The 18,410-nt window shown below is 61.0% G+C and carries 32 protein-coding genes; 31 read left to right on the top strand and 1 reads right to left on the bottom strand.

Features of this window, described 5'->3' with window-relative positions; translation table 11 throughout:
- Positions 1–126: 126 nt before the first annotated feature.
- From rpsJ to dsbD, 31 genes are all read left to right on the top strand, one after another.
- On the top strand, positions 127–438 hold the full coding sequence (rpsJ, locus tag B4F51_RS07840) for a 30S ribosomal protein S10 (RefSeq protein WP_004634473.1): 312 nt from the start codon (positions 127–129) through the stop codon (positions 436–438).
- A 285-nt stretch (positions 439–723) separates the two neighbouring features.
- The gene (gene rplC / locus B4F51_RS07835; RefSeq protein ID WP_024977883.1) at positions 724–1,377 is read left to right on the top strand and encodes a 50S ribosomal protein L3; all 654 of its coding nucleotides are present in this window, start codon (positions 724–726) and stop codon (positions 1,375–1,377) included.
- Positions 1,378–1,388: 11 nt separating this feature from the next.
- A complete protein-coding gene (gene rplD / locus B4F51_RS07830) occupies positions 1,389–2,009 on the top strand; it encodes a 50S ribosomal protein L4 (protein ID WP_004634475.1) in 621 nt (206 codons plus the stop codon).
- Positions 2,006–2,320 (top strand): 50S ribosomal protein L23, encoded by a 315-nt coding sequence (rplW, locus tag B4F51_RS07825; RefSeq protein WP_296224542.1) that lies wholly within the window; start codon positions 2,006–2,008, stop codon positions 2,318–2,320. The genes rplD and rplW overlap by 4 nt, the downstream gene beginning before the upstream one ends.
- A gap of 2 nt (positions 2,321–2,322) precedes the next feature.
- A complete protein-coding gene (rplB, locus tag B4F51_RS07820; RefSeq protein ID WP_296224540.1) occupies positions 2,323–3,153 on the top strand; it encodes a 50S ribosomal protein L2 in 831 nt (276 codons plus the stop codon).
- A 22-nt stretch (positions 3,154–3,175) separates the two neighbouring features.
- Positions 3,176–3,451 (top strand): 30S ribosomal protein S19, encoded by a 276-nt coding sequence (gene rpsS / locus B4F51_RS07815; protein WP_252684639.1) that lies wholly within the window; start codon positions 3,176–3,178, stop codon positions 3,449–3,451.
- 9 nt (positions 3,452–3,460) lie between these two features.
- Positions 3,461–3,790, top strand: a complete 330-nt coding sequence (gene rplV, locus B4F51_RS07810; protein WP_004634479.1) for a 50S ribosomal protein L22 — start codon at positions 3,461–3,463, stop codon at positions 3,788–3,790.
- Between the two features lie 9 nt (positions 3,791–3,799).
- Positions 3,800–4,594, top strand: a complete 795-nt coding sequence (gene rpsC, locus B4F51_RS07805; protein ID WP_296224536.1) for a 30S ribosomal protein S3 — start codon at positions 3,800–3,802, stop codon at positions 4,592–4,594.
- 2 nt (positions 4,595–4,596) lie between these two features.
- A complete protein-coding gene (rplP, locus tag B4F51_RS07800) occupies positions 4,597–5,013 on the top strand; it encodes a 50S ribosomal protein L16 (RefSeq protein WP_003264123.1) in 417 nt (138 codons plus the stop codon).
- Between the two features lie 12 nt (positions 5,014–5,025).
- Positions 5,026–5,220 (top strand): 50S ribosomal protein L29, encoded by a 195-nt coding sequence (gene rpmC / locus B4F51_RS07795; RefSeq protein WP_004634481.1) that lies wholly within the window; start codon positions 5,026–5,028, stop codon positions 5,218–5,220.
- On the top strand, positions 5,217–5,486 hold the full coding sequence (rpsQ, locus tag B4F51_RS07790) for a 30S ribosomal protein S17 (RefSeq protein ID WP_296224534.1): 270 nt from the start codon (positions 5,217–5,219) through the stop codon (positions 5,484–5,486). Before rpmC ends, rpsQ begins: the two co-directional genes overlap by 4 nt.
- A 266-nt stretch (positions 5,487–5,752) precedes the next feature.
- Positions 5,753–6,121 (top strand): 50S ribosomal protein L14, encoded by a 369-nt coding sequence (gene rplN, locus B4F51_RS07785; protein ID WP_003264129.1) that lies wholly within the window; start codon positions 5,753–5,755, stop codon positions 6,119–6,121.
- An 11-nt stretch (positions 6,122–6,132) separates the two neighbouring features.
- Positions 6,133–6,441 carry a 50S ribosomal protein L24 gene (gene rplX / locus B4F51_RS07780; RefSeq protein WP_296224533.1) on the top strand — a complete coding sequence of 103 codons (309 nt, stop codon included), beginning with the start codon at positions 6,133–6,135 and terminating at the stop codon, positions 6,439–6,441.
- Positions 6,442–6,467: 26 nt separating this feature from the next.
- Positions 6,468–7,010: a 50S ribosomal protein L5 gene (gene rplE / locus B4F51_RS07775; protein ID WP_296224531.1), complete on the top strand. Its 543-nt coding sequence runs from the start codon at positions 6,468–6,470 to the stop codon at positions 7,008–7,010.
- Between the two features lie 9 nt (positions 7,011–7,019).
- Entirely contained in the window at positions 7,020–7,325 is a 306-nt protein-coding gene (gene rpsN, locus B4F51_RS07770; protein WP_003264132.1) for a 30S ribosomal protein S14, read from the top strand.
- A 27-nt stretch (positions 7,326–7,352) separates the two neighbouring features.
- Positions 7,353–7,748, top strand: a complete 396-nt coding sequence (rpsH, locus tag B4F51_RS07765) for a 30S ribosomal protein S8 (protein ID WP_296224529.1) — start codon at positions 7,353–7,355, stop codon at positions 7,746–7,748.
- Positions 7,749–7,760: 12 nt separating this feature from the next.
- Positions 7,761–8,294, top strand: a complete 534-nt coding sequence (rplF, locus tag B4F51_RS07760) for a 50S ribosomal protein L6 (protein WP_296224526.1) — start codon at positions 7,761–7,763, stop codon at positions 8,292–8,294.
- An 11-nt stretch (positions 8,295–8,305) separates the two neighbouring features.
- Entirely contained in the window at positions 8,306–8,662 is a 357-nt protein-coding gene (gene rplR / locus B4F51_RS07755; RefSeq protein ID WP_009241896.1) for a 50S ribosomal protein L18, read from the top strand.
- Positions 8,663–8,683: 21 nt separating this feature from the next.
- Positions 8,684–9,202 (top strand): 30S ribosomal protein S5, encoded by a 519-nt coding sequence (gene rpsE / locus B4F51_RS07750; protein ID WP_004634493.1) that lies wholly within the window; start codon positions 8,684–8,686, stop codon positions 9,200–9,202.
- A 22-nt stretch (positions 9,203–9,224) separates the two neighbouring features.
- Complete coding sequence (gene rpmD, locus B4F51_RS07745; RefSeq protein ID WP_003264137.1) at positions 9,225–9,407, top strand: 50S ribosomal protein L30; 183 nt, start codon at positions 9,225–9,227, stop codon at positions 9,405–9,407.
- 18 nt (positions 9,408–9,425) lie between these two features.
- On the top strand, positions 9,426–9,857 hold the full coding sequence (gene rplO / locus B4F51_RS07740; RefSeq protein WP_024977880.1) for a 50S ribosomal protein L15: 432 nt from the start codon (positions 9,426–9,428) through the stop codon (positions 9,855–9,857).
- A 57-nt stretch (positions 9,858–9,914) separates the two neighbouring features.
- Positions 9,915–11,237, top strand: a complete 1,323-nt coding sequence (gene secY, locus B4F51_RS07735; RefSeq protein ID WP_296224546.1) for a preprotein translocase subunit SecY — start codon at positions 9,915–9,917, stop codon at positions 11,235–11,237.
- A gap of 26 nt (positions 11,238–11,263) precedes the next feature.
- On the top strand, positions 11,264–11,482 hold the full coding sequence (gene infA / locus B4F51_RS07730) for a translation initiation factor IF-1 (protein ID WP_003264140.1): 219 nt from the start codon (positions 11,264–11,266) through the stop codon (positions 11,480–11,482).
- A 30-nt stretch (positions 11,483–11,512) separates the two neighbouring features.
- A complete protein-coding gene (gene rpmJ, locus B4F51_RS07725) occupies positions 11,513–11,629 on the top strand; it encodes a 50S ribosomal protein L36 (RefSeq protein ID WP_003264141.1) in 117 nt (38 codons plus the stop codon).
- Between the two features lie 21 nt (positions 11,630–11,650).
- Positions 11,651–12,016 (top strand): 30S ribosomal protein S13, encoded by a 366-nt coding sequence (gene rpsM, locus B4F51_RS07720; RefSeq protein ID WP_039598709.1) that lies wholly within the window; start codon positions 11,651–11,653, stop codon positions 12,014–12,016.
- Between the two features lie 24 nt (positions 12,017–12,040).
- The gene (gene rpsK, locus B4F51_RS07715) at positions 12,041–12,442 is read left to right on the top strand and encodes a 30S ribosomal protein S11 (RefSeq protein ID WP_011002900.1); all 402 of its coding nucleotides are present in this window, start codon (positions 12,041–12,043) and stop codon (positions 12,440–12,442) included.
- Between the two features lie 202 nt (positions 12,443–12,644).
- Positions 12,645–13,268: a 30S ribosomal protein S4 gene (gene rpsD, locus B4F51_RS07710; protein WP_296224512.1), complete on the top strand. Its 624-nt coding sequence runs from the start codon at positions 12,645–12,647 to the stop codon at positions 13,266–13,268.
- Positions 13,269–13,505: 237 nt separating this feature from the next.
- Positions 13,506–14,486 (top strand): DNA-directed RNA polymerase subunit alpha, encoded by a 981-nt coding sequence (locus B4F51_RS07705; protein WP_004634508.1) that lies wholly within the window; start codon positions 13,506–13,508, stop codon positions 14,484–14,486.
- Positions 14,487–14,643: 157 nt separating this feature from the next.
- On the top strand, positions 14,644–15,039 hold the full coding sequence (gene rplQ / locus B4F51_RS07700; RefSeq protein WP_296224510.1) for a 50S ribosomal protein L17: 396 nt from the start codon (positions 14,644–14,646) through the stop codon (positions 15,037–15,039).
- A gap of 159 nt (positions 15,040–15,198) precedes the next feature.
- Positions 15,199–15,537, top strand: a complete 339-nt coding sequence (gene cutA / locus B4F51_RS07695) for a divalent-cation tolerance protein CutA (protein ID WP_296224509.1) — start codon at positions 15,199–15,201, stop codon at positions 15,535–15,537.
- An 18-nt stretch (positions 15,538–15,555) separates the two neighbouring features.
- Positions 15,556–17,388, top strand: coding sequence for a protein-disulfide reductase DsbD (gene dsbD / locus B4F51_RS07690; RefSeq protein WP_296224508.1), 1,833 nt, complete (start codon positions 15,556–15,558; stop codon positions 17,386–17,388).
- Here dsbD and hemB read toward each other — a convergent pair whose 3' ends face one another.
- Positions 17,389–18,384 carry a porphobilinogen synthase gene (gene hemB, locus B4F51_RS07685; RefSeq protein ID WP_414706711.1) on the bottom strand — a complete coding sequence of 332 codons (996 nt, stop codon included), beginning with the start codon at positions 18,382–18,384 and terminating at the stop codon, positions 17,389–17,391. It lies immediately after the preceding gene.
- Between the last annotated feature and the right edge of the window lie 26 nt (positions 18,385–18,410).

Genomic DNA, 18,410 nt, shown 5'->3' with positions numbered 1-18,410 from the left:
CGTCGCTAAGATCATCGAGTAAAGGCGGATCGATGCGCCGGTCCCGGCAACGGGGTGGCGCATCGCCTGTTGCATCGCTCTTTCAATCTACCGGCGGTTCGCCGCCACGCTCTTTAAGGAAACATCATGCAGAACCAGAAGATCCGTATCCGCCTGAAGGCTTTCGACTATCGCCTGATCGACCAGTCGGCCGCTGAGATCGTCGAGACCGCCAAGCGCACCGGCGCGATCGTCAAGGGCCCGGTGCCCCTGCCGACCCGCATCCAGCGTTTTGACGTTCTGCGTTCGCCGCACGTCAACAAGACCAGCCGCGACCAGTTCGAAATCCGCACGCACCAGCGCCTGATGGACATCGTCGATCCGACCGATAAGACCGTCGACGCGCTGATGAAGCTGGACCTGCCGGCTGGCGTGGATGTCGAGATCAAGCTGCAGTAAGCGATACAACGTTGCCGATGCACTCCGGTAACGGGCAAACGGCGAGCCAAGTGCTCGCCGTTTTGCTTTTGGGCGCAGGCTGTTGCGTTGCGTGCCACTCCTTGGCGCTTATCCTGTAATCGCGCTTGCGCATTGTCTGCGAGCGGGATATAGTGTAGGGCTACCCCTTAAGTCAGGGGAGTGGGCTGGCTATTTGGCCTCGCATCGTCTCTTTAGGTGCGGCCCAGTTCAAGATTCGTAGTATCAATCAGCCCCGGCCAATCGCAGCCGGGAATGGAGCAAACCATGAGCCTTGGCCTTGTAGGTCGCAAGGTTGGCATGACCCGTATTTTCACGGACGACGGCGATTCGATTCCCGTCACCGTGCTCGAGGTCGGCGACAACCGCGTGACGCAAATCAAGACGGACGAGACCGACGGTTACACCGCGGTGCAAGTCACCTTCGGCACCCGACGCGCCAGCCGCGTCACCAAGCCGCTGGCGGGTCATCTCGCCAAAGCCGGCGTGGAAGCGGGCGAAGTTATCAAAGAATTCCGAGTGGATGCCGCTCGTGCCGCTGAATTCCAGCCGGGCGCGAACATCAGCGTCGACCTGTTCGAAGTCGGTCAGAAGATCGATGTCCAGGGTGTGACGATTGGTAAGGGCTACGCCGGTACCATCAAGCGTTACCACTTCTCGTCGGGCCGCGCTTCGCACGGTAACTCGCGCTCGCACAACGTGCCGGGCTCGATCGGTATGGCGCAGGATCCGGGCCGTGTGTTCCCGGGCAAGCGCATGACTGGTCACATGGGTGATGTCACCCGTACCGTTCAGAACCTGGAAATCGCCAAGATCGATGCAGAGCGCAAGCTGCTGCTGGTCAAGGGTGCGATCCCGGGCGCCAAGGGCGGTCAAGTCATCGTCACGCCGGCCGTGAAGGCCCGCGCCAAGAAGGCATAAGGAGCGAACGCATGGAACTGAAGCTGCTCCAGGACAACGGTCAACTCGGCGCCGGCGTTGCTGCCTCGCCGGAAGTGTTCGGCCGTGACTACAACGAAGCCCTCGTTCATCAGGTCGTCGTCGCTTACCAGGCCAACGCTCGCAGCGGTAACCGTAAGCAGAAGGACCGTGAAGAGGTCAAGCACACGACCAAGAAACCGTGGCGCCAGAAGGGTACGGGCCGTGCCCGTGCAGGTATGAGCTCCTCCCCGCTGTGGCGCGGGGGTGGTCGTATCTTCCCGAACAGCCCGGAAGAAAACTTCTCGCAGAAGGTCAACAAAAAGATGTACCGCGCCGGCATGCGCTCGATTTATTCGCAGCTTGCCCGCGAAGGCCGCATCAATGTGGTTGACAGCCTGTCCGTCGACGCGCCCAAGACCAAGCTGCTGGCCGACAAGTTCCGCGCCATGGGCTTGGACTCGGTGCTCGTGATTACCGATAACCTGGACGAAAATCTCTTCCTGGCATCGCGCAACCTGGCGCACGTGCTCGTGGTTGAGCCGCGTCACGCCGACCCGCTGTCGCTCGTGCACTACAAGAAGGTGCTCGTGACCAAGGCAGCCGTCGCGCAGATCGAGGAGTTGCTGAAATGACGCAAGTTGCCAAGAACGACCATCGCCTGATGCAGGTGTTGCTGGCACCCGTGGTGTCTGAAAAGGCAACGCTGGTGGCTGAGAAGAACGAACAGGTCGTGTTCGAAGTAGCTCGCGACGCCAACAAGGGCGAAGTGAAGGCTGCGGTCGAGCTGCTGTTCAAGGTCGAAGTCGAATCCGTCCAGATCCTGAACCGCAAGGGTAAGGAAAAGCGTTTTGGCCGTTTCATGGGTCGTCGTGACCACGTGAAGAAGGCCTACGTTTCGCTGAAGCCGGGTCAGGAAATCAATTTTGAAGCGGAGGCCAAGTAATCATGGCACTCGTCAAGACTAAGCCGACATCGCCGGGCCGCCGCTCGATGGTGAAGGTCGTCAACCCCGATCTTCACAAGGGTGCGCCGCACGCTCCGCTGCTGGAAAAGCAAATCCAGAAGTCGGGTCGTAACAACAATGGCCACATCACCACTCGCCATAAGGGCGGTGGTCACAAGCATCACTATCGCGTCGTCGACTTCAAGCGTAACGACAAGGACGGTATTCCGGCCAAGATCGAACGCCTGGAATACGACCCGAACCGTAGCGCCAACATCGCGCTGGTGCTGTTCGCTGATGGCGAGCGCCGCTACATCATTGCCCCGAAGGGTGCGGTGGTCGGTCAAGCCGTGGCCAATGGCTCGGAAGCGCCGATCAAGGCCGGTAACAATCTGCCGATCCGCAACATCCCGGTCGGTACGACGATCCACTGCGTGGAAATCCTGCCGGGTAAGGGCGCGCAAATCGCCCGTTCGGCTGGTACGTCCGCCGTGCTGCTGGCTCGCGAAGGCATCTACGCTCAAGTGCGACTGCGCTCGGGTGAAGTTCGTCGCGTGCACATCGAGTGCCGCGCGACCATCGGTGAAGTCGGCAACGAAGAGCACAGCCTGCGCCAGATCGGCAAGGCCGGTGCCACCCGTTGGCGCGGTATTCGCCCGACCGTTCGCGGTGTGGTGATGAACCCGGTGGATCACCCGCACGGTGGTGGTGAAGGCAAGACCGCTGCTGGCCGCGATCCGGTATCGCCGTGGGGTACCCCGACTAAGGGTTACCGCACGCGTCGTAACAAGCGCACGGACAGCATGATCGTTCAGCGCCGTCACAAGCGTTAATCGGTAGGTAGGAGCTTAGATAATGACTCGTTCCGTAAAAAAGGGTCCGTTCATTGACGCCCACCTGCTGAAGAAGGTGGAAGCGGCGGTGAGCACCAAGGACAAGAAGCCCATCAAGACCTGGTCGCGTCGCTCGACCATTCTGCCGGACTTCATCGGCCTGACGATCGCCGTCCACAACGGCCGTCAGCACGTTCCCGTGTATGTCACGGAAAACATGGTTGGCCACAAGCTCGGCGAATTTGCGCTCACGCGTACGTTCAAGGGCCACGCTGCCGACAAGAAAGCGAAGCGATAAGGGGCAATCATGGAAGTTAAAGCGATTCATCGCGGCGCCCGTATCTCCGCACAGAAGACGCGTCTGGTTGCTGACCAGATCCGCGGTCTGTCGATCGAGCGCGCACTCAACGTGCTGACGTTCAGCCCGAAGAAGGCGGCTGGCATCGTGAAGAAGGTGGTTGAGTCCGCCATCGCGAACGCGGAGCACAACGAAGGCGCCGACATCGACGAACTGAAGGTGAAGTCGATCTACATCGACAAGGCCACCTCGCTCAAGCGCTTCACGGCGCGTGCGAAGGGCCGTGGCAACCGCATCGAGAAACAAACCTGTCACATCACTGTGACGCTGGGCAACTAAGGGGTCACGATGGGACAGAAGATTCATCCGACTGGCTTCCGTCTGGCTGTCAGCCGTAACTGGGCTTCGCGCTGGTACGCGAACAACACTCAGTTTGCGGGCATGCTCAAGGAAGACATCGAAGTTCGCGAGTTTCTGAAGAAGAAGCTGAAGAACGCTTCGGTGGGCCGCGTGGTCATCGAGCGTCCGGCCAAGAATGCACGCATCACCATTTACAGCTCGCGTCCGGGCGTGGTGATCGGCAAGAAGGGCGAGGACATCGAACTGCTGAAGGCAGAACTGCAGCGTCGCATGGGCGTGCCCGTGCACGTGAACATCGAAGAAATCCGCAAGCCGGAAGTCGATGCGCAGCTGATCGCCGACTCGATCACGCAGCAGCTCGAGCGCCGCATCATGTTCCGCCGCGCCATGAAGCGCGCAATGCAGAACGCGATGCGCCTGGGTGCTCAGGGCATCAAGATCATGAGCTCGGGCCGTCTGAACGGCATCGAAATCGCCCGTACCGAGTGGTACCGCGAAGGCCGTGTGCCCCTGCACACGCTGCGCGCCGACATCGACTACGGCTTCTCCGAAGCGGAAACCACCTACGGCATCATCGGTGTCAAGGTGTGGGTGTACAAGGGCGACCACCTGGGTCGCAACGAAGCGCCCGTCGTGGAAGAGCCGCAAGAAGAGCGTCGCAAGCGTCCGGGTCGCCCGGAGGGTCGTCGCCGTGAGGGCGAAGGTCGCCCGGCCGGTCAGCGCCGCGGTGCTGGTGCAGGTGCCCGCCGTAGCGGTGGCGCCGACGCCAAGACTGGAGAATAAACATGCTGCAACCGAAGCGTAGGAAGTACCGCAAGGAGCAGAAGGGCCGCAACACGGGTATCGCAACGCGCGGTAATGCGGTCTCTTTCGGCGAATTCGGCCTGAAAGCGATGGGCCGCGGCCGTCTGACCGCGCGTCAGATCGAGTCCGCTCGTCGCGCGATGACCCGCCACATCAAGCGTGGCGGTCGCATCTGGATCCGGATCTTCCCGGACAAGCCGATCTCGAAGAAACCTGCCGAAGTCCGTATGGGTAACGGTAAGGGTAACCCGGAATACTACGTGGCTGAAATTCAGCCGGGCAAGATGCTGTACGAAATGGACGGCGTCGGCGAAGAACTGGCACGCGAGGCATTCCGCCTGGCTGCTGCCAAGCTGCCGATCGCGACCAGCTTCGTGGTGCGTCAGGTCGGAACGTAAGGAGCACACACCATGAAAGCATCCGAACTGCGCGACAAAGACGTCGCAGGGCTGAACCAGGAGCTCTCCGAGCTGCTGAAGGCTCAATTTGGCCTGCGCATGCAAAAGGCGACGCAACAGCTGCAGAACACCAGCCAGCTGAAGAAAGTGCGTCGTGACATCGCGCGTGTCCGCACCGTGCTGGGCCAGAAGGGGAACCAGAAATGACTGAAGCCGCAACGTCCCTGAAGCGCACGCTCGTCGGTCGCGTTGTCAGCAACAAGATGGACAAGACCGTGACGGTCCTGATCGAAAACCGCGTCAAGCATCCGCTGTACGGCAAGTACGTGGTGCGCTCGAAGAAGTATCATGCGCACGACGAAAGCAACCAGTACAACGAAGGCGATAAGGTTGAGATCACGGAATCGCGTCCGATCTCCCGCACCAAGTCGTGGGTGGTGTCGCGTCTGGTGGAAGCCGCGCGCGTGATCTAAAACAACAGCTTGGCAGTTTGCTGTTGCAAGACCGAGATTATGTGTTATAGTCTCGGTCTTTCCCTTTGAGAGGGTGGCTGGCTATCTGGCTGGCGGCTCCGGAAAAGAGAACGAGAATGGGCTTGGTGGCACTCGCCGCCAGGTAGCTACCGACTTCAAGTTGATCAACCCAATCGCGGTTGGCGCAATGCCAGCGGCCGGCGGGACCAAGACTGATCGCCTCTGCGCATTGTGCGTTTGGCGAATTAAGTTGGGACGAGAACACCATGATTCAGACAGAAAGCCGGCTCGAAGTGGCCGATAACACGGGTGCGCGTGAAGTCATGTGCATCAAGGTGCTGGGCGGTTCGAAGCGCCGCTACGCCAGCGTCGGCGACATCATCAAGGTCAGCGTCAAAGATGCTGCCCCGCGTGGTCGCGTCAAGAAGGGCGATATCTACAACGCCGTAGTGGTGCGTACCGCCAAGGGCGTGCGCCGTCCTGACGGCTCGCTCATCAAGTTCGACGGCAATGCCGCCGTGCTGCTGAACACCAAGCTTGAGCCGATCGGCACCCGTATCTTTGGGCCGGTCACTCGCGAACTCCGTACCGAGCGCTTCATGAAGATCGTGTCGCTCGCGCCGGAAGTGCTGTAATCGGAGGCCGCATGAACAAGATTCGCAAGGGCGATCGCGTCATCGTCCGCACCGGTAAGGATAAGGGTAAGCAAGGTACCGTACTGGCCATGCTTGGCGAGCACGTGACGGTGGAAGGCGTGAACGTCGCCAAGAAGCACGTGCGCCCGAACCCGATGCTGGGTACCACGGGTGGTGTGGTCGACAAGGTCATGCCCATCCATATTTCGAACGTTGCGCTCGTGGATGCCAATGGCAAGCCGTCGCGCGTCGGCATCAAGGTTGAAGGCGGTGTGAAGACGCGCGTGCTGAAGACCACCGGTGCTGCCGTCGGCGCTTGATTCTGGGCAATAGAGAGGAGTTGAGCATGACTGCGCGTCTGCAAGAGTTTTACAAAGAGAAGGTTGTGCCTGAGCTGATCAAACAGTTCGGCTACAAGTCCGTGATGGAAGTGCCGCGCATCACCAAGATCACCCTGAACATGGGTCTTGGTGAGGCCGTGAATGACAAGAAGGTCATCGAGCACGCCACCGGCGACCTGATCAAGATCGCTGGCCAGAAGCCCGTTGTGACGAAGGCCCGTAAGGCTATCGCCGGCTTCAAGATTCGCCAGGGTTACCCGATCGGCACGATGGTTACGTTGCGTGGCCAACGCATGTATGAATTCCTGGATCGCTTCATCACTGTGTCGCTGCCCCGCGTGCGTGATTTCCGTGGTGTGTCCGGCAAGGCGTTCGACGGTCGGGGTAACTACAACATCGGTGTGAAGGAACAGATCATCTTCCCCGAAATCGAGTACGACAAGATCGACGCGCTGCGTGGCCTGAACATCAGCATCACCACGACGGCCAAGAGCGACGAGGAAGCCAAGGCACTCCTCGGCGCGTTCAAGTTCCCGTTCCGTAATTAAGGGGTTACCGTGGCTAAATTGTCTCTGATCGAACGCGAGAAGAAGCGTGCCAAGCTCGTGGCCAAGTACGCTGAGAAGCGCGCCGCTCTCGAAGCCATCGTGGCCGACCAAAGCAAGTCGGAAGAAGAGCGTTACGAAGCGCGTCTGAAGCTGCAACAGCTGCCGCGCAACGCGAATCCGACCCGTCAGCGCAATCGCTGCTCGATCACCGGTCGTCCCCGCGGTACGTTCCGTAAGTTCGGCCTGGCGCGTAACAAGCTCCGCGAGATCGCCTTCAAGGGCGAGATCCCGGGTCTGACGAAAGCCAGCTGGTAATCACGCACAGGCTACAGGAGAAACAGTATGAGCATGAGCGATCCGATCGCCGATATGCTGACGCGTATCCGCAACGCGCAAGCGGTGGAAAAAGCGTCGGTGGTCATGCCGTCGTCGAAGCTGAAGGTGGCAATCGCCAAAGTCCTGAAGGACGAAGGCTACATCGACGAATTCGCCGTGACCGAGCAGGGTGGCAAGGCAACCCTGACGATTGGTCTGAAGTACTACGCTGGCCGTCCGGTCATCGAGCGCCTGGAGCGCGTCTCGAAGCCTGGTCTGCGTGTGTACAAGGGCCGTAACGAAATCCCGCAAGTGATGAACGGCCTGGGCGTTGCCATCATCTCGACCCCCCAGGGTCTGATGACGGACCGCCGTGCGCGCGCAACCGGTGTCGGTGGCGAAGTCATTTGCTACGTCGCCTAAGGGAGGGGAACCATGTCTCGCGTAGGTAAGGCTCCCATCGCGCTGCCCAAGGGCGCTGAAGTCAATTTCGCTGGTGGTCTGCTGACCGTCAAGGGCCCGTTGGGCACCCTGTCGCAGCCGATCCACTCGCTGGTCAAGGTCAACACCGACAACGGCACGATCACGTTCGCGCCGGCAGATGAGTCGCGTGAAGCCAATGCGCTGCAAGGTACGATGCGCGCCCTGACTGCCAACATGGTCAAGGGTGTGACGACGGGCTTCGAGCGCAAGCTGAACCTGGTCGGCGTGGGTTACCGTGCATCGGTTCAGGGCACCGCTCTGAAGCTGCAGCTCGGTTTCTCGCACGACGTGATCCATGAGATGCCGGAAGGCGTGAAGGCGGAAACGCCGACGCAGACCGAAATCATCATCAAGGGTTCGGACAAGCAGAAAGTTGGTCAGGTCGCCGCCGAAGTGCGTGGTTATCGTCCGCCGGAGCCCTACAAGGGCAAGGGTGTGCGCTACGCCGACGAGCGTGTGATCCTGAAGGAAACCAAGAAGAAGTAAGGGTGCACATCATGAACAAAAATGACTCGCGTCTGCGCCGTGCACGTCAGACCCGCCTGAAGATCGCGGAACTGAACGTCGCCCGTCTGGCTGTGCACCGTACCAACCTGCACATTTATGCGCAGGTCTTCTCGGAAGACGGCACCAAGGTCTTGGCTTCGGCCTCGACTGCGGAAGCAGAAGTCCGCAAGGAACTGAATGGCAACGGTGGTAACACCGCTGCTGCTACCTTGGTGGGTAAGCGTATCGCCGAGAAGGCGAAGGCTGCCGGCATCGAAGCCGTTGCGTTCGATCGCTCGGGTTTCCGTTATCACGGTCGCGTGAAGGCACTGGCTGACGCGGCACGCGAAGCTGGCCTGAAGTTCTAAGCCGGCATAGAGGATATCGTCATGGCAAAAATTCAACCTAAGGTCCAAGGGGACGAACGCGACGACGGTCTTCGCGAGAAGATGATCGCGGTCAACCGCGTGACCAAGGTGGTCAAGGGCGGCCGTATTCTCGGTTTCGCTGCACTGACCGTGGTCGGCGACGGCGACGGCCGTATCGGCATGGGCAAGGGCAAGGCGAAGGAAGTGCCCGTGGCCGTGCAGAAGGCAATGGACGAAGCCCGTCGCAAGATGGTCAAGGTCCCGCTGAAGAACGGTACGCTGCAACACGAAGTGGTTGGCAAGCATGGCGCCGCAAAGGTGCAAATGATGCCCGCGAAGGACGGCACTGGCGTGATCGCCGGCGGTCCGATGCGCGCCATCTTCGAAGTGATGGGCGTGACGAACATCGTGACCAAGTCGCACGGTTCGACCAATCCTTACAACATGGTGCGCGCAACGCTCGATGGCCTGCGCAAGATGAGCACCCCGGCCGAAGTCGCCGCCAAGCGTGGCAAGTCGGTCGAAGAGATCCTCGGCTAAGCCGAAGGGATAGGTGAACGATATGTCGCAGAAAACCGTGAAAGTCCAACTCGTGCGCAGCCTGATCGGTACGCGCGAAGACCACCGCGCCACGGTGCGCGGCCTGGGCCTGCGCCGCATGAACTCGGTGTCCGAATTGCAGGACACGCCCGCAGTGCGCGGCATGATCAACAAGGTGTCCTACCTGGTCAAGGTCATCGGCTAAGGCAAGACGGAGAAGAGCATGCAACTGAATAACCTGAAGCCGGCAGCCGGCTCCAAGCACGCCAAGCGCCGCGTTGGTCGCGGTATTGGTTCGGGCCTGGGCAAGACGGCTGGTCGTGGTCACAAGGGTCAGAAGTCGCGTTCGGGTGGTTTCCACAAGGTCGGCTTCGAAGGCGGCCAGATGCCCCTGCATCGTCGTCTGCCCAAGCGTGGTTTCACCTCGCTGACCAAGGAATTCACCGCCGAAGTGCGTCTGGGCGACTTGGCGGGCCTGCCGATCGAAGAAATCGATCTGCTGTCCCTCAAGCAAGCCGGCCTCGTTGGCGAGATGGTCAAGAGCGCCAAGGTGATCCTGTCGGGCGAAATCGACAAGAAGGTGACCCTGAAAGGCATCGGCGCGACGGCTGGGGCGAAGGCCGCAATCGAAGCGGCCGGTGGCTCGCTGGCCTAATAGCCTGCTGTTTCACACTGACGGAGCATCCGTTTGGCCACGGCGAAACCTAATGTGATGGCTCAGGCCAAGAACACGGCCAAGTACGGCGATCTTCGCCGTCGGCTGGTGTTCCTGGTTCTGGCATTGCTGGTGTACCGGATCGGCGCGCACATTCCTGTGCCGGGTATCGATCCGGATCAATTGGCGCAGCTTTTCCAACGGCAGTCGGGCGGCATCCTCGGGATGTTCAACCTGTTCTCCGGCGGCGCGCTGTCGCGCTTCACGGTGTTTGCGCTGGGGATCATGCCGTACATCTCGGCGTCGATCATCATGCAGCTGCTGACGATTGTGCTGCCGCAACTGGAGTCGCTGAAGAAGGAAGGGCAGGCCGGCCAGCGCAAGATCACGCAGTACACGCGCTACGGCACCGTTATCCTTGCTACGTTTCAAGCGCTGGGGATTGCAGTGGCGCTCGAGGCGCAACCGGGTCTGGTGCTGGATCCAGGCCTGATGTTCCGGGCTAGCGCCGTGATTACGCTGGTGACGGGCACGATGTTCCTGATGTGGCTGGGTGAGCAGATCACCGAGCGTGGTCTGGGCAACGGGATCTCGATCATCATTTTCGGCGGGATCGCAGCGGGTCTGCCCAATGCCATCGGCGGGCTGTTCGAGCTGGTGCGTACCGGGTCGATGGGGATTTTCTCCGCGATCCTGGTGGTGGCGATCATTGGTGGGGTGACTTTCCTGGTGGTGTTCATCGAACGCGGTCAGCGCAAGATCCTCGTCAACTACGCCAAGCGGCAGGTTGGTAACAAGATTTATGGCGGTCAGTCGTCGCATCTGCCGCTGAAGTTGAACATGGCTGGGGTGATTCCGCCGATCTTTGCATCGTCGATCATTCTGTTCCCGGCCACGATCGCGGGTTGGTTTACGGCCGGCAACTCGACGAACCCGGTAGCTCGGTTCGTCAAGGACCTGGCAGCAACGCTGTCGCCGGGTCAGCCGGTGTACATCCTGCTGTATGCAGCGGCGATCATCTTCTTCTGTTTCTTCTACACCGCGCTGGTCTATAACAGCCGCGAAGTGGCGGATAACCTGAAGAAGAGTGGGGCGTTTATTCCGGGTATTCGCCCGGGCGAGCAAACCACGCGGTATATCGACAAGATTCTGGTGCGTTTGACACTGGCGGGTGCGATCTACATCACGCTGGTGTGTCTGTTGCCGGAGTTCTTGGTGCTGCGCTGGAATGTGCCGTTCTACTTTGGTGGGACGTCGCTGTTGATCATCGTGGTGGTTACGATGGACTTCATGGCGCAAGTGCAGTCCTACGTGATGTCTCAGCAGTACGAGTCTTTGATGAAGAAGGCGAACTTCAAGGGCAACCTGACGCTCCGCTAGGAGTGATCGCACGAACCTGAAGAGACATGGCTAAAGACGACGTGATCCAGATGCAGGGTGAGGTGCTGGAAAACCTTCCCAACGCGACGTTCCGCGTCAAACTGGAAAACGGCCACGTAGTGTTAGGCCATATTTCCGGCAAGATGCGTATGCATTACATCCGCATCTTGCCCGGGGACAAGGTGACGGTCGAATTGACCCCGTATGATCTGTCCCGCGCGCGCATCGTATTCCGGGCGAAGTGAGCGGACTGGAATTGAAGGAAGAGGAAAATCATGAAAGTGCTGGCTTCTGTTAAGCGCATTTGCCGCAACTGCAAAATCATCAAGCGCAAGGGCGTGGTGCGTGTGATCTGCTCGTCGGACCCGCGTCATAAGCAGCGCCAAGGCTAATTTCGCAAAGAGGATTGACGAATGGCACGTATCGCAGGGGTCAACATCCCCAACCATCAACATACCGTGATCGGCCTGACGGCTGTGTACGGTATTGGCCGCTCGCGCGCTCAGAAGATTTGCGAGGCTACCGGTGTCCCGACCAACAAAAAGGTGAAGGACCTGACGGACGCTGACCTGGAAAAGCTGCGTGACGAAGTCAACAAGTTCACCGTCGAAGGCGACCTGCGCCGTGAAACGACGATGAACATCAAGCGCCTGATGGATCTGGGCTGCTACCGTGGCGTGCGTCATCGCAAGGGCCTGCCGATGCGCGGTCAGCGTACCCGCACGAATGCCCGTACCCGTAAGGGTCCGCGCAAGGCCGGCGTCGCGCTCAAGAAGTAATCCGTCGCGTAAAGGATAGGAACTATGGCAAAAGCAGCGAATACCGCCGCCCAGCGCGCGCGCAAGAAGGTTCGCAAGAACGTCGCCGACGGCATCGCGCACGTTCACGCGTCGTTCAACAACACGATCATCACCATCACCGACCGTCAGGGCAACGCTCTGTCGTGGGCGACGTCGGGCGGCCAGGGCTTCAAGGGCTCGCGCAAGTCGACGCCGTTCGCCGCACAGGTGGCTGCTGAAAGTGCTGGCCGAGTGGCGCAGGACCAAGGCATCAAGAACCTGGAAGTGCGTATCAAGGGCCCGGGCCCAGGTCGTGAATCGGCCGTACGTGCGCTGAACAACCTGGGTATCAAGATCCAAGTGATCGAAGACGTGACGCCTGTGCCGCACAACGGCTGCCGTCCGCCGAAGCGTCGTCGCATCTAAGTGATTTGACTGGCCGCGCCAGTTGCTGGTGAGGCTGGTCTGCGGGTGCTATACTCGCCCGCTTGCCTGTCTTCCGGATTTTCCGGAAGGCGGGTTTCGTCTTTTCATAAGCCCACCGTTCGTCACGGCCCAGTGATGGGACCTGATGGCGAACCGTCCGCAGAGTTTGTGCTGCGGATGACTGAAAACAAAGGAACGCAACGTGGCACGCTATACCGGCCCCAAGGCGAAACTGTCTCGCCGCGAAGGTACTGACCTTTTTCTGAAGAGCGCACGCCGCTCGCTCGCCGACAAGTGCAAGCTGGACAGCAAGCCTGGCCAGCACGGCCGCACTTCCGGTGCCCGCACCTCCGACTACGGCAACCAACTGCGTGAAAAGCAGAAGGTCAAGCGCATCTACGGCGTGCTGGAGCGTCAGTTCCGCCGCTATTTCGCCGAAGCCGACCGCCGCAAGGGCAACACGGGTGAAAACCTGCTGCAACTGCTGGAATCGCGCCTCGACAACGTTGTCTACCGCATGGGTTTCGGCTCGACCCGCGCTGAAGCGCGCCAACTGGTGTCGCACAAGGCGATCCTGGTGAACGGTCAAGCCCTGAACGTGCCGTCGGCACAGATCAAGTCGGGCGACGTGGTTGCCATTCGCGAAAAGTCGAAGAAGCAAGTGCGCATCGCTGAATCGCTGACGCTGGCCGAGCAAACGGGTTTCCCGACCTGGGTCGCTGTGGATGCCAAGAAGATGGAAGGCACCTTCAAGCAAGCCCCGGATCGCGCGGACATCGCCGGCGATATCAACGAAAGCCTGATCGTCGAACTGTATTCGCGTTAATGACGACGCCCGTGCCGCTGGTGCGGGCTCGTGCGCCTTCTGGGGACGCTCATCGTCTACGACATTGTGTTCGCGCGTTGGCAATACTTGGGCGCCGTACCAATCCGAATCGTCACGTGCCGCAATGTGATTGCGGCACGTGCGTCTTCCGTTGCGCTCGGCGCGACGGGATCTTTCCAGTCCAATCCGTCAGCCTTATCGGTGTAACGAGCCGAGGGTATTGAAATAGGACAACCTATGCAAACAGCACTCCTGAAGCCCAAAATTATTGCGGTTGAGCCGCTTGGCGATCATCACGCGAAGGTCGTCATGGAACCGTTCGAGCGCGGCTACGGCCACACGCTCGGTAACGCGCTGCGCCGCGTGCTGCTGTCGTCGATGGTCGGCTATGCACCGACCGAAGTGACGATCGCTGGGGTCGTCCACGAATATTCCACCATCGATGGCGTGCAGGAAGACGTCGTCAACCTGCTGCTGAATCTGAAGGGCGTGGTGTTCAAGCTGCACAACCGTGATGAAGTCACGGTGTCGCTGCGCAAGGAAGGCGAAGGCGTGGTGACCGCAGCCGACATCGAGCTGCCGCACGACGTCGAGATCATCAACCCGGGTCACGTGATCGCCAACCTGTCGGCTGGCGGCAAGCTGGACCTGCAGCTGAAGGTCGAGCAAGGCCGTGGCTACGTGCCGGGCAACGTGCGCAAGTTCGGCGATGAGTCGAGCAAGGTCATCGGCCGCATCGTGCTGGACGCTTCGTTTGCGCCGGTTCGTCGCGTGTCGTACGCAGTCGAGTCCGCCCGCGTGGAGCAGCGTACCGACCTCGACAAGCTGGTGATGAACATCGAGACCAACGGCGTGATCTCGCCGGAGGAAGCGATTCGTCAGTCGGCGCGTATTCTGGTTGACCAGCTGTCGGTGTTCGCCGCGCTGGAAGGCACCGAGAGCGCCGCTGAGGCCGCCGCCGCCCGCGCACCGCAGATCGATCCGATCCTGCTGCGCCCGGTCGACGACCTGGAACTGACGGTGCGTTCGGCCAACTGCCTGAAGGCGGAAAACATCTACTACATCGGCGACCTGATTCAGCGTACCGAGAACGAACTGCTCAAGACCCCGAACCTGGGTCGCAAGTCGCTCAACGAGATCAAGGAAGTCCTCGCTTCGCGTGGCCTGACGCTCGGCATGAAGCTCGAGAACTGGCCGCCGGCGGGTCTTGAGAAGTAATTTGCAGTTGTCGGCCGGTGTGTGTGTGCGCCGGCCGGTATTTCCGCCATCGCTGTCCGGATGGCCTATTGTTGAAACCTACCGGCCCGCGCCGTGCAGTGTCGTACTAGCGGCGGCGATAGAAGAGCTGGTCAAACATTCTTAAGAAGGAATCATCATGCGTCACCGTCATGGTTTGCGGAAACTGAACCGCACCTCGTCGCACCGTCTCGCGATGCTGCGCAACATGTCCAACTCGCTGCTGCAGCACGAGCTGATCAAGACGACCCTGCCGAAGGCCAAGGAGTTGCGCAAGGTTGTCGAGCCGCTGATCACGCTGGCTAAGAAGGACACCGTCGCCAACCGCCGTCTGGCATTCGCCCGCCTGCGCGATCGCGACATGGTCACCAAGCTGTTCAACGAACTGGGCCCGCGTTTCGCGACCCGTCCGGGCGGCTACACCCGCATCCTGAAGTTCGGCTTCCGCCAGGGCGACAATGCGCCGATGGCGCTGGTTGAGCTGCTCGACCGCCCGGAAGTTGCCGAGGCCGTGGACGCCGAAGCCGCCGAGTAAAGTCAGCCGAGGCCGACTTGTGCGACACGTCGTCGCGCCAGATGTGCCGGAAAGTGCGTGTTTCGATGCGCATTACAATGAAGCCAGGATTCACGTCCTGGCTTTTTTGTTGTCTGTTGCAGGCCTTGGTGACCATCTGTTCGTATTTGTGGAGTTGCAATGGCTGCTGGAACCGATGTGCTGTTGGTGCTGACCAATCTTCCCGATGCCGACAGCGCCGACCGCGTAACCAAAGTCGTGCTGGAATCTCGTGCCGCCGCGTGCGTGAATCGCTTGCCGACATCCGTATCGGCGTACTGGTGGAACGGTGCGATCGAGAACGCGACCGAGATCCCGCTGTTGATCAAGACCACGCGCGAAGCATACCCGGCGTTGGAAGCGGTGTTACGCAAGGCGCATCCGTACGAGGTGCCGGAGATCGCCGCCATGCCTGTCGCGGCAGGCCTGCCGGCCTACCTTGCATGGGTTGCCGCCGAGACCCGCGCGCCTTCTGTTTGATGTTCGATTGCCGTTGATATGACGTCCTCTTCGTTCCAGCCTATGCGGCGTGTACTGCAACTGCTGATGCTGCTCACGGCCGTGGTGATGCTGCACGCTCCCGCGCATGCCAACGACGATTTCCTGCCGCCGGAGCAGGCGTTCCGCTTCTCCGCCACGCAGGTCGACGGCCAGACCGTTGAGGTCAAGTTCGGCATCGCCGACGGCTACTACATGTACCGCGAGCGCCTAGCCGTGGCAGCGGAGCCGGCGAGCATCACATTCGCGCCAGTCGAACTGCCGGCGGGCAAGGTCAAGTTCGACGAGACCTTCAACAAGAACGTCGAGACCTACCGTCATGAGCTGACATTCCGCGTCAAGACGCAGAACGCAGCGTCCCCTTTCACGCTGATCGTCACGTCGCAGGGCTGCGCAGACCAGGGCCTGTGCTATCCGCCGATGAAGAGCCGGTTCCAGGTCGAGCCGGCTGCGGCGTCCAGCGGTGGCGCCGAAACGAGTCCCGGCAACGTGAACTCCGGAGATACGCTCGGCCGCATAGCCAGCACGCTCGGCAGCGGCAACCTCGGGGCGATTGCGGCGTTGTTCTTCGGCTTCGGCTTGCTGCTGACGTTTACGCCGTGCGTGCTTCCAATGCTGCCGATCATCTCGGCCATTGTGGTGGGAGAACACGCCACGCGCATGCGGGCGGCACTGGTGTCGGTAGCCTATGTGCTGGGAATGTCCGTCGTCTACACGGCGCTGGGCGTGGCGGCCGGGTTGGCCGGTCAGGGCCTTCAGGCCGCGTTGCAGAACGCCTGGGTACTGGGGGCATTTGCGCTGCTCATCGCGCTGCTGTCGTTGTCGATGTTTGGTTTGTACGAACTGCAGTTGCCGGCCGCCTGGCATCACCGTTTGACGCAAGCCTCGAATAGGTTGAGTGGCGGTCAGATCGTGGGCGCGGCTGTGATGGGCGCGCTGTCAGCCCTGATCGTTTCGCCCTGCGTGACCGCGCCATTGGCGGGAGCGCTGGCCTATATCGCACAAACCGGCAACGCGGTAATCGGCGGGACAGCGCTGTTTGCTCTGTCCATGGGGATGGGCGTGCCGCTGTTGCTGGTGGGCGTTGGCGCGGGCAACCTGCTGCCGCGCGCCGGCCATTGGCTGGTCGTCACCAAGGCAGTCTTCGGCTTTATCCTGCTGGCTGTGGCTCTGTGGATCGTGCAACCGGTGCTGCCCTCCTGGGCGGTGATGGCGGCGTGGGGCGCATTGTTGATTGGTGCGGCGGTGTTCCTGCGCACGTTCGACTCACTGCCTGATGGCACGGGCAACCTGCCGCGCCTGGGCAAGGTGGTCGGTGTGGTGTTCGCGCTGGCCGGCGCGGCGCAACTGGTGGGCGTGGCCGCGGGCGGGCGCGATCCGCTGCAGCCTTTGGGTGGTTTGGTGCGCACGTCGACGAGTGCCTCCGCGCAAGCAGCGGCGCATGGCGTGACGTTCAAGCGTGTGAAGAGCCTTGCCGCACTCGACGCCGAAGTGCGTAACGCGAGCACGTCCGGCCGCGCGGTGATGCTCGACTTCTACGCCGACTGGTGCGTGAGCTGCAAGGAGATGGAGCGCCTGACCTTTACCGATGCGCGGGTGCGAGCGGCACTCGCCGATGTGGTATTGCTGCAGGCCGACGTGACCGCCAACAATACCGACGATCAGGCGCTGCTCAAGCGTTTTGGCCTGTTCGGGCCGCCGGGTACGATCTTCTTCGATGCCCAGGGCAGCGAAGTGCGGGCCCGTGTAGTCGGCTTTGAGCGCGCGGATACTTTCCTGGAGAGTCTGCGCCGTGCACTCGGCACAGCGCAGGCTAGCAAACCGACTACCTGATCAACTGCGCAGCAAGCGAGCGGCGTCCAGCGCGAAATACGTCAGGATGCCATTTGCGCCCGCGCGCTTGAATGCCAGCAGCGATTCCAGCACGACCTTGTCGTGGTCCAGCCAGCCGTTCTGCGCGGCGGCTTTCAGCATCGCGTATTCACCGCTGACCTGGTAGACGTAGGTCGGGAAGCGGAACTCATCCTTCACGCGGCGCACGATGTCGAGGTACGGCATGCCGGGCTTGACCATCACCATGTCGGCACCCTCGGCGATATCGAGAGCGACTTCGCGCAGCGCCTCATCCGAGTTGGCCGGGTCCATCTGGTAGGTCATCTTGTTGCCCTTGCCCAGGTTGGCCGCCGAGCCCACTGCGTCACGGAAGGGGCCGTAGAACGCTGAGGCGTACTTGGCCGCGTAGGCCATGATGCGCGTGTAGATGTGGTCGTCGTTCTCCAGCGCCATGCGGATTGCGCCGATGCGGCCGTCCATCATGTCTGACGGTGCGACGATGTCCACGCCTGCCGCAGCCTGCACCAGCGCCTGGGCGGTCAGAATCTCGACCGTTTCTTCGTTCAGCACATAGCCGTTGGCATCGAGCACGCCGTCCTGGCCGTGACTTGTGTACGGATCGAGCGCCACGTCGGTCAGGATGCCGAGTTCCGGAAAGCGTGCCTTGAGCGCCTTTACTGCGTGCGGGATCAGGCCCTCGGGGTTGGTCGCCTCAATGCCGTCCGGCGTCTTGAGCGACGGCTCGATGACGGGGAACAGTGCCAGCACTGGAATACCCAGTTGCACGCACTGCTCGGCCACGCCCAGCAGCAGGTCGACCGAGACACGCTCGACGCCGGGCATCGACGGCACGGCCTGGCGCACGTTGGTGCCTTCCAGAATGAAGACGGGGTAGATCAGGTCATCGGCCGTCAGGCGCGATTCGCGCATCATGCGGCGGGAGAAATCATCGCGGCGCATGCGGCGCGGGCGGTGGTCGGGGAAGCTTGCGATCATGTTAGGAACACAGTGTGAAGTTTCTA

It is taken from the genome of Ralstonia sp. UBA689 (assembly GCF_002298975.1).
GTDB lineage: Bacteria > Pseudomonadota > Gammaproteobacteria > Burkholderiales > Burkholderiaceae > Ralstonia.
The sequence above is the reverse complement of the archived record's forward strand: the minus strand, read 5'-3'. Positions and strand labels throughout refer to the sequence as shown.

Coding starts and splice junctions, on each gene's coding strand:
- rpsJ (WP_004634473.1), top strand. CDS start 127: ATGCAGAACCAGAAGATCCGTATCCGCCTGAAGGCTTTCGACTATCGC.
- rplC (WP_024977883.1), top strand. CDS start 724: ATGAGCCTTGGCCTTGTAGGTCGCAAGGTTGGCATGACCCGTATTTTC.
- rplD (WP_004634475.1), top strand. CDS start 1,389: ATGGAACTGAAGCTGCTCCAGGACAACGGTCAACTCGGCGCCGGCGTT.
- rplW (WP_296224542.1), top strand. CDS start 2,006: ATGACGCAAGTTGCCAAGAACGACCATCGCCTGATGCAGGTGTTGCTG.
- rplB (WP_296224540.1), top strand. CDS start 2,323: ATGGCACTCGTCAAGACTAAGCCGACATCGCCGGGCCGCCGCTCGATG.
- rpsS (WP_252684639.1), top strand. CDS start 3,176: ATGACTCGTTCCGTAAAAAAGGGTCCGTTCATTGACGCCCACCTGCTG.
- rplV (WP_004634479.1), top strand. CDS start 3,461: ATGGAAGTTAAAGCGATTCATCGCGGCGCCCGTATCTCCGCACAGAAG.
- rpsC (WP_296224536.1), top strand. CDS start 3,800: ATGGGACAGAAGATTCATCCGACTGGCTTCCGTCTGGCTGTCAGCCGT.
- rplP (WP_003264123.1), top strand. CDS start 4,597: ATGCTGCAACCGAAGCGTAGGAAGTACCGCAAGGAGCAGAAGGGCCGC.
- rpmC (WP_004634481.1), top strand. CDS start 5,026: ATGAAAGCATCCGAACTGCGCGACAAAGACGTCGCAGGGCTGAACCAG.
- rpsQ (WP_296224534.1), top strand. CDS start 5,217: ATGACTGAAGCCGCAACGTCCCTGAAGCGCACGCTCGTCGGTCGCGTT.
- rplN (WP_003264129.1), top strand. CDS start 5,753: ATGATTCAGACAGAAAGCCGGCTCGAAGTGGCCGATAACACGGGTGCG.
- rplX (WP_296224533.1), top strand. CDS start 6,133: ATGAACAAGATTCGCAAGGGCGATCGCGTCATCGTCCGCACCGGTAAG.
- rplE (WP_296224531.1), top strand. CDS start 6,468: ATGACTGCGCGTCTGCAAGAGTTTTACAAAGAGAAGGTTGTGCCTGAG.
- rpsH (WP_296224529.1), top strand. CDS start 7,353: ATGAGCATGAGCGATCCGATCGCCGATATGCTGACGCGTATCCGCAAC.
- rplF (WP_296224526.1), top strand. CDS start 7,761: ATGTCTCGCGTAGGTAAGGCTCCCATCGCGCTGCCCAAGGGCGCTGAA.
- rplR (WP_009241896.1), top strand. CDS start 8,306: ATGAACAAAAATGACTCGCGTCTGCGCCGTGCACGTCAGACCCGCCTG.
- rpsE (WP_004634493.1), top strand. CDS start 8,684: ATGGCAAAAATTCAACCTAAGGTCCAAGGGGACGAACGCGACGACGGT.
- rpmD (WP_003264137.1), top strand. CDS start 9,225: ATGTCGCAGAAAACCGTGAAAGTCCAACTCGTGCGCAGCCTGATCGGT.
- rplO (WP_024977880.1), top strand. CDS start 9,426: ATGCAACTGAATAACCTGAAGCCGGCAGCCGGCTCCAAGCACGCCAAG.
- secY (WP_296224546.1), top strand. CDS start 9,915: ATGGCTCAGGCCAAGAACACGGCCAAGTACGGCGATCTTCGCCGTCGG.
- infA (WP_003264140.1), top strand. CDS start 11,264: ATGGCTAAAGACGACGTGATCCAGATGCAGGGTGAGGTGCTGGAAAAC.
- rpmJ (WP_003264141.1), top strand. CDS start 11,513: ATGAAAGTGCTGGCTTCTGTTAAGCGCATTTGCCGCAACTGCAAAATC.
- rpsM (WP_039598709.1), top strand. CDS start 11,651: ATGGCACGTATCGCAGGGGTCAACATCCCCAACCATCAACATACCGTG.
- rpsK (WP_011002900.1), top strand. CDS start 12,041: ATGGCAAAAGCAGCGAATACCGCCGCCCAGCGCGCGCGCAAGAAGGTT.
- B4F51_RS07705 (WP_004634508.1), top strand. CDS start 13,506: ATGCAAACAGCACTCCTGAAGCCCAAAATTATTGCGGTTGAGCCGCTT.
- rplQ (WP_296224510.1), top strand. CDS start 14,644: ATGCGTCACCGTCATGGTTTGCGGAAACTGAACCGCACCTCGTCGCAC.
- cutA (WP_296224509.1), top strand. CDS start 15,199: ATGGCTGCTGGAACCGATGTGCTGTTGGTGCTGACCAATCTTCCCGAT.
- dsbD (WP_296224508.1), top strand. CDS start 15,556: ATGACGTCCTCTTCGTTCCAGCCTATGCGGCGTGTACTGCAACTGCTG.
- hemB (WP_414706711.1), bottom strand. CDS start 18,384: ATGATCGCAAGCTTCCCCGACCACCGCCCGCGCCGCATGCGCCGCGAT.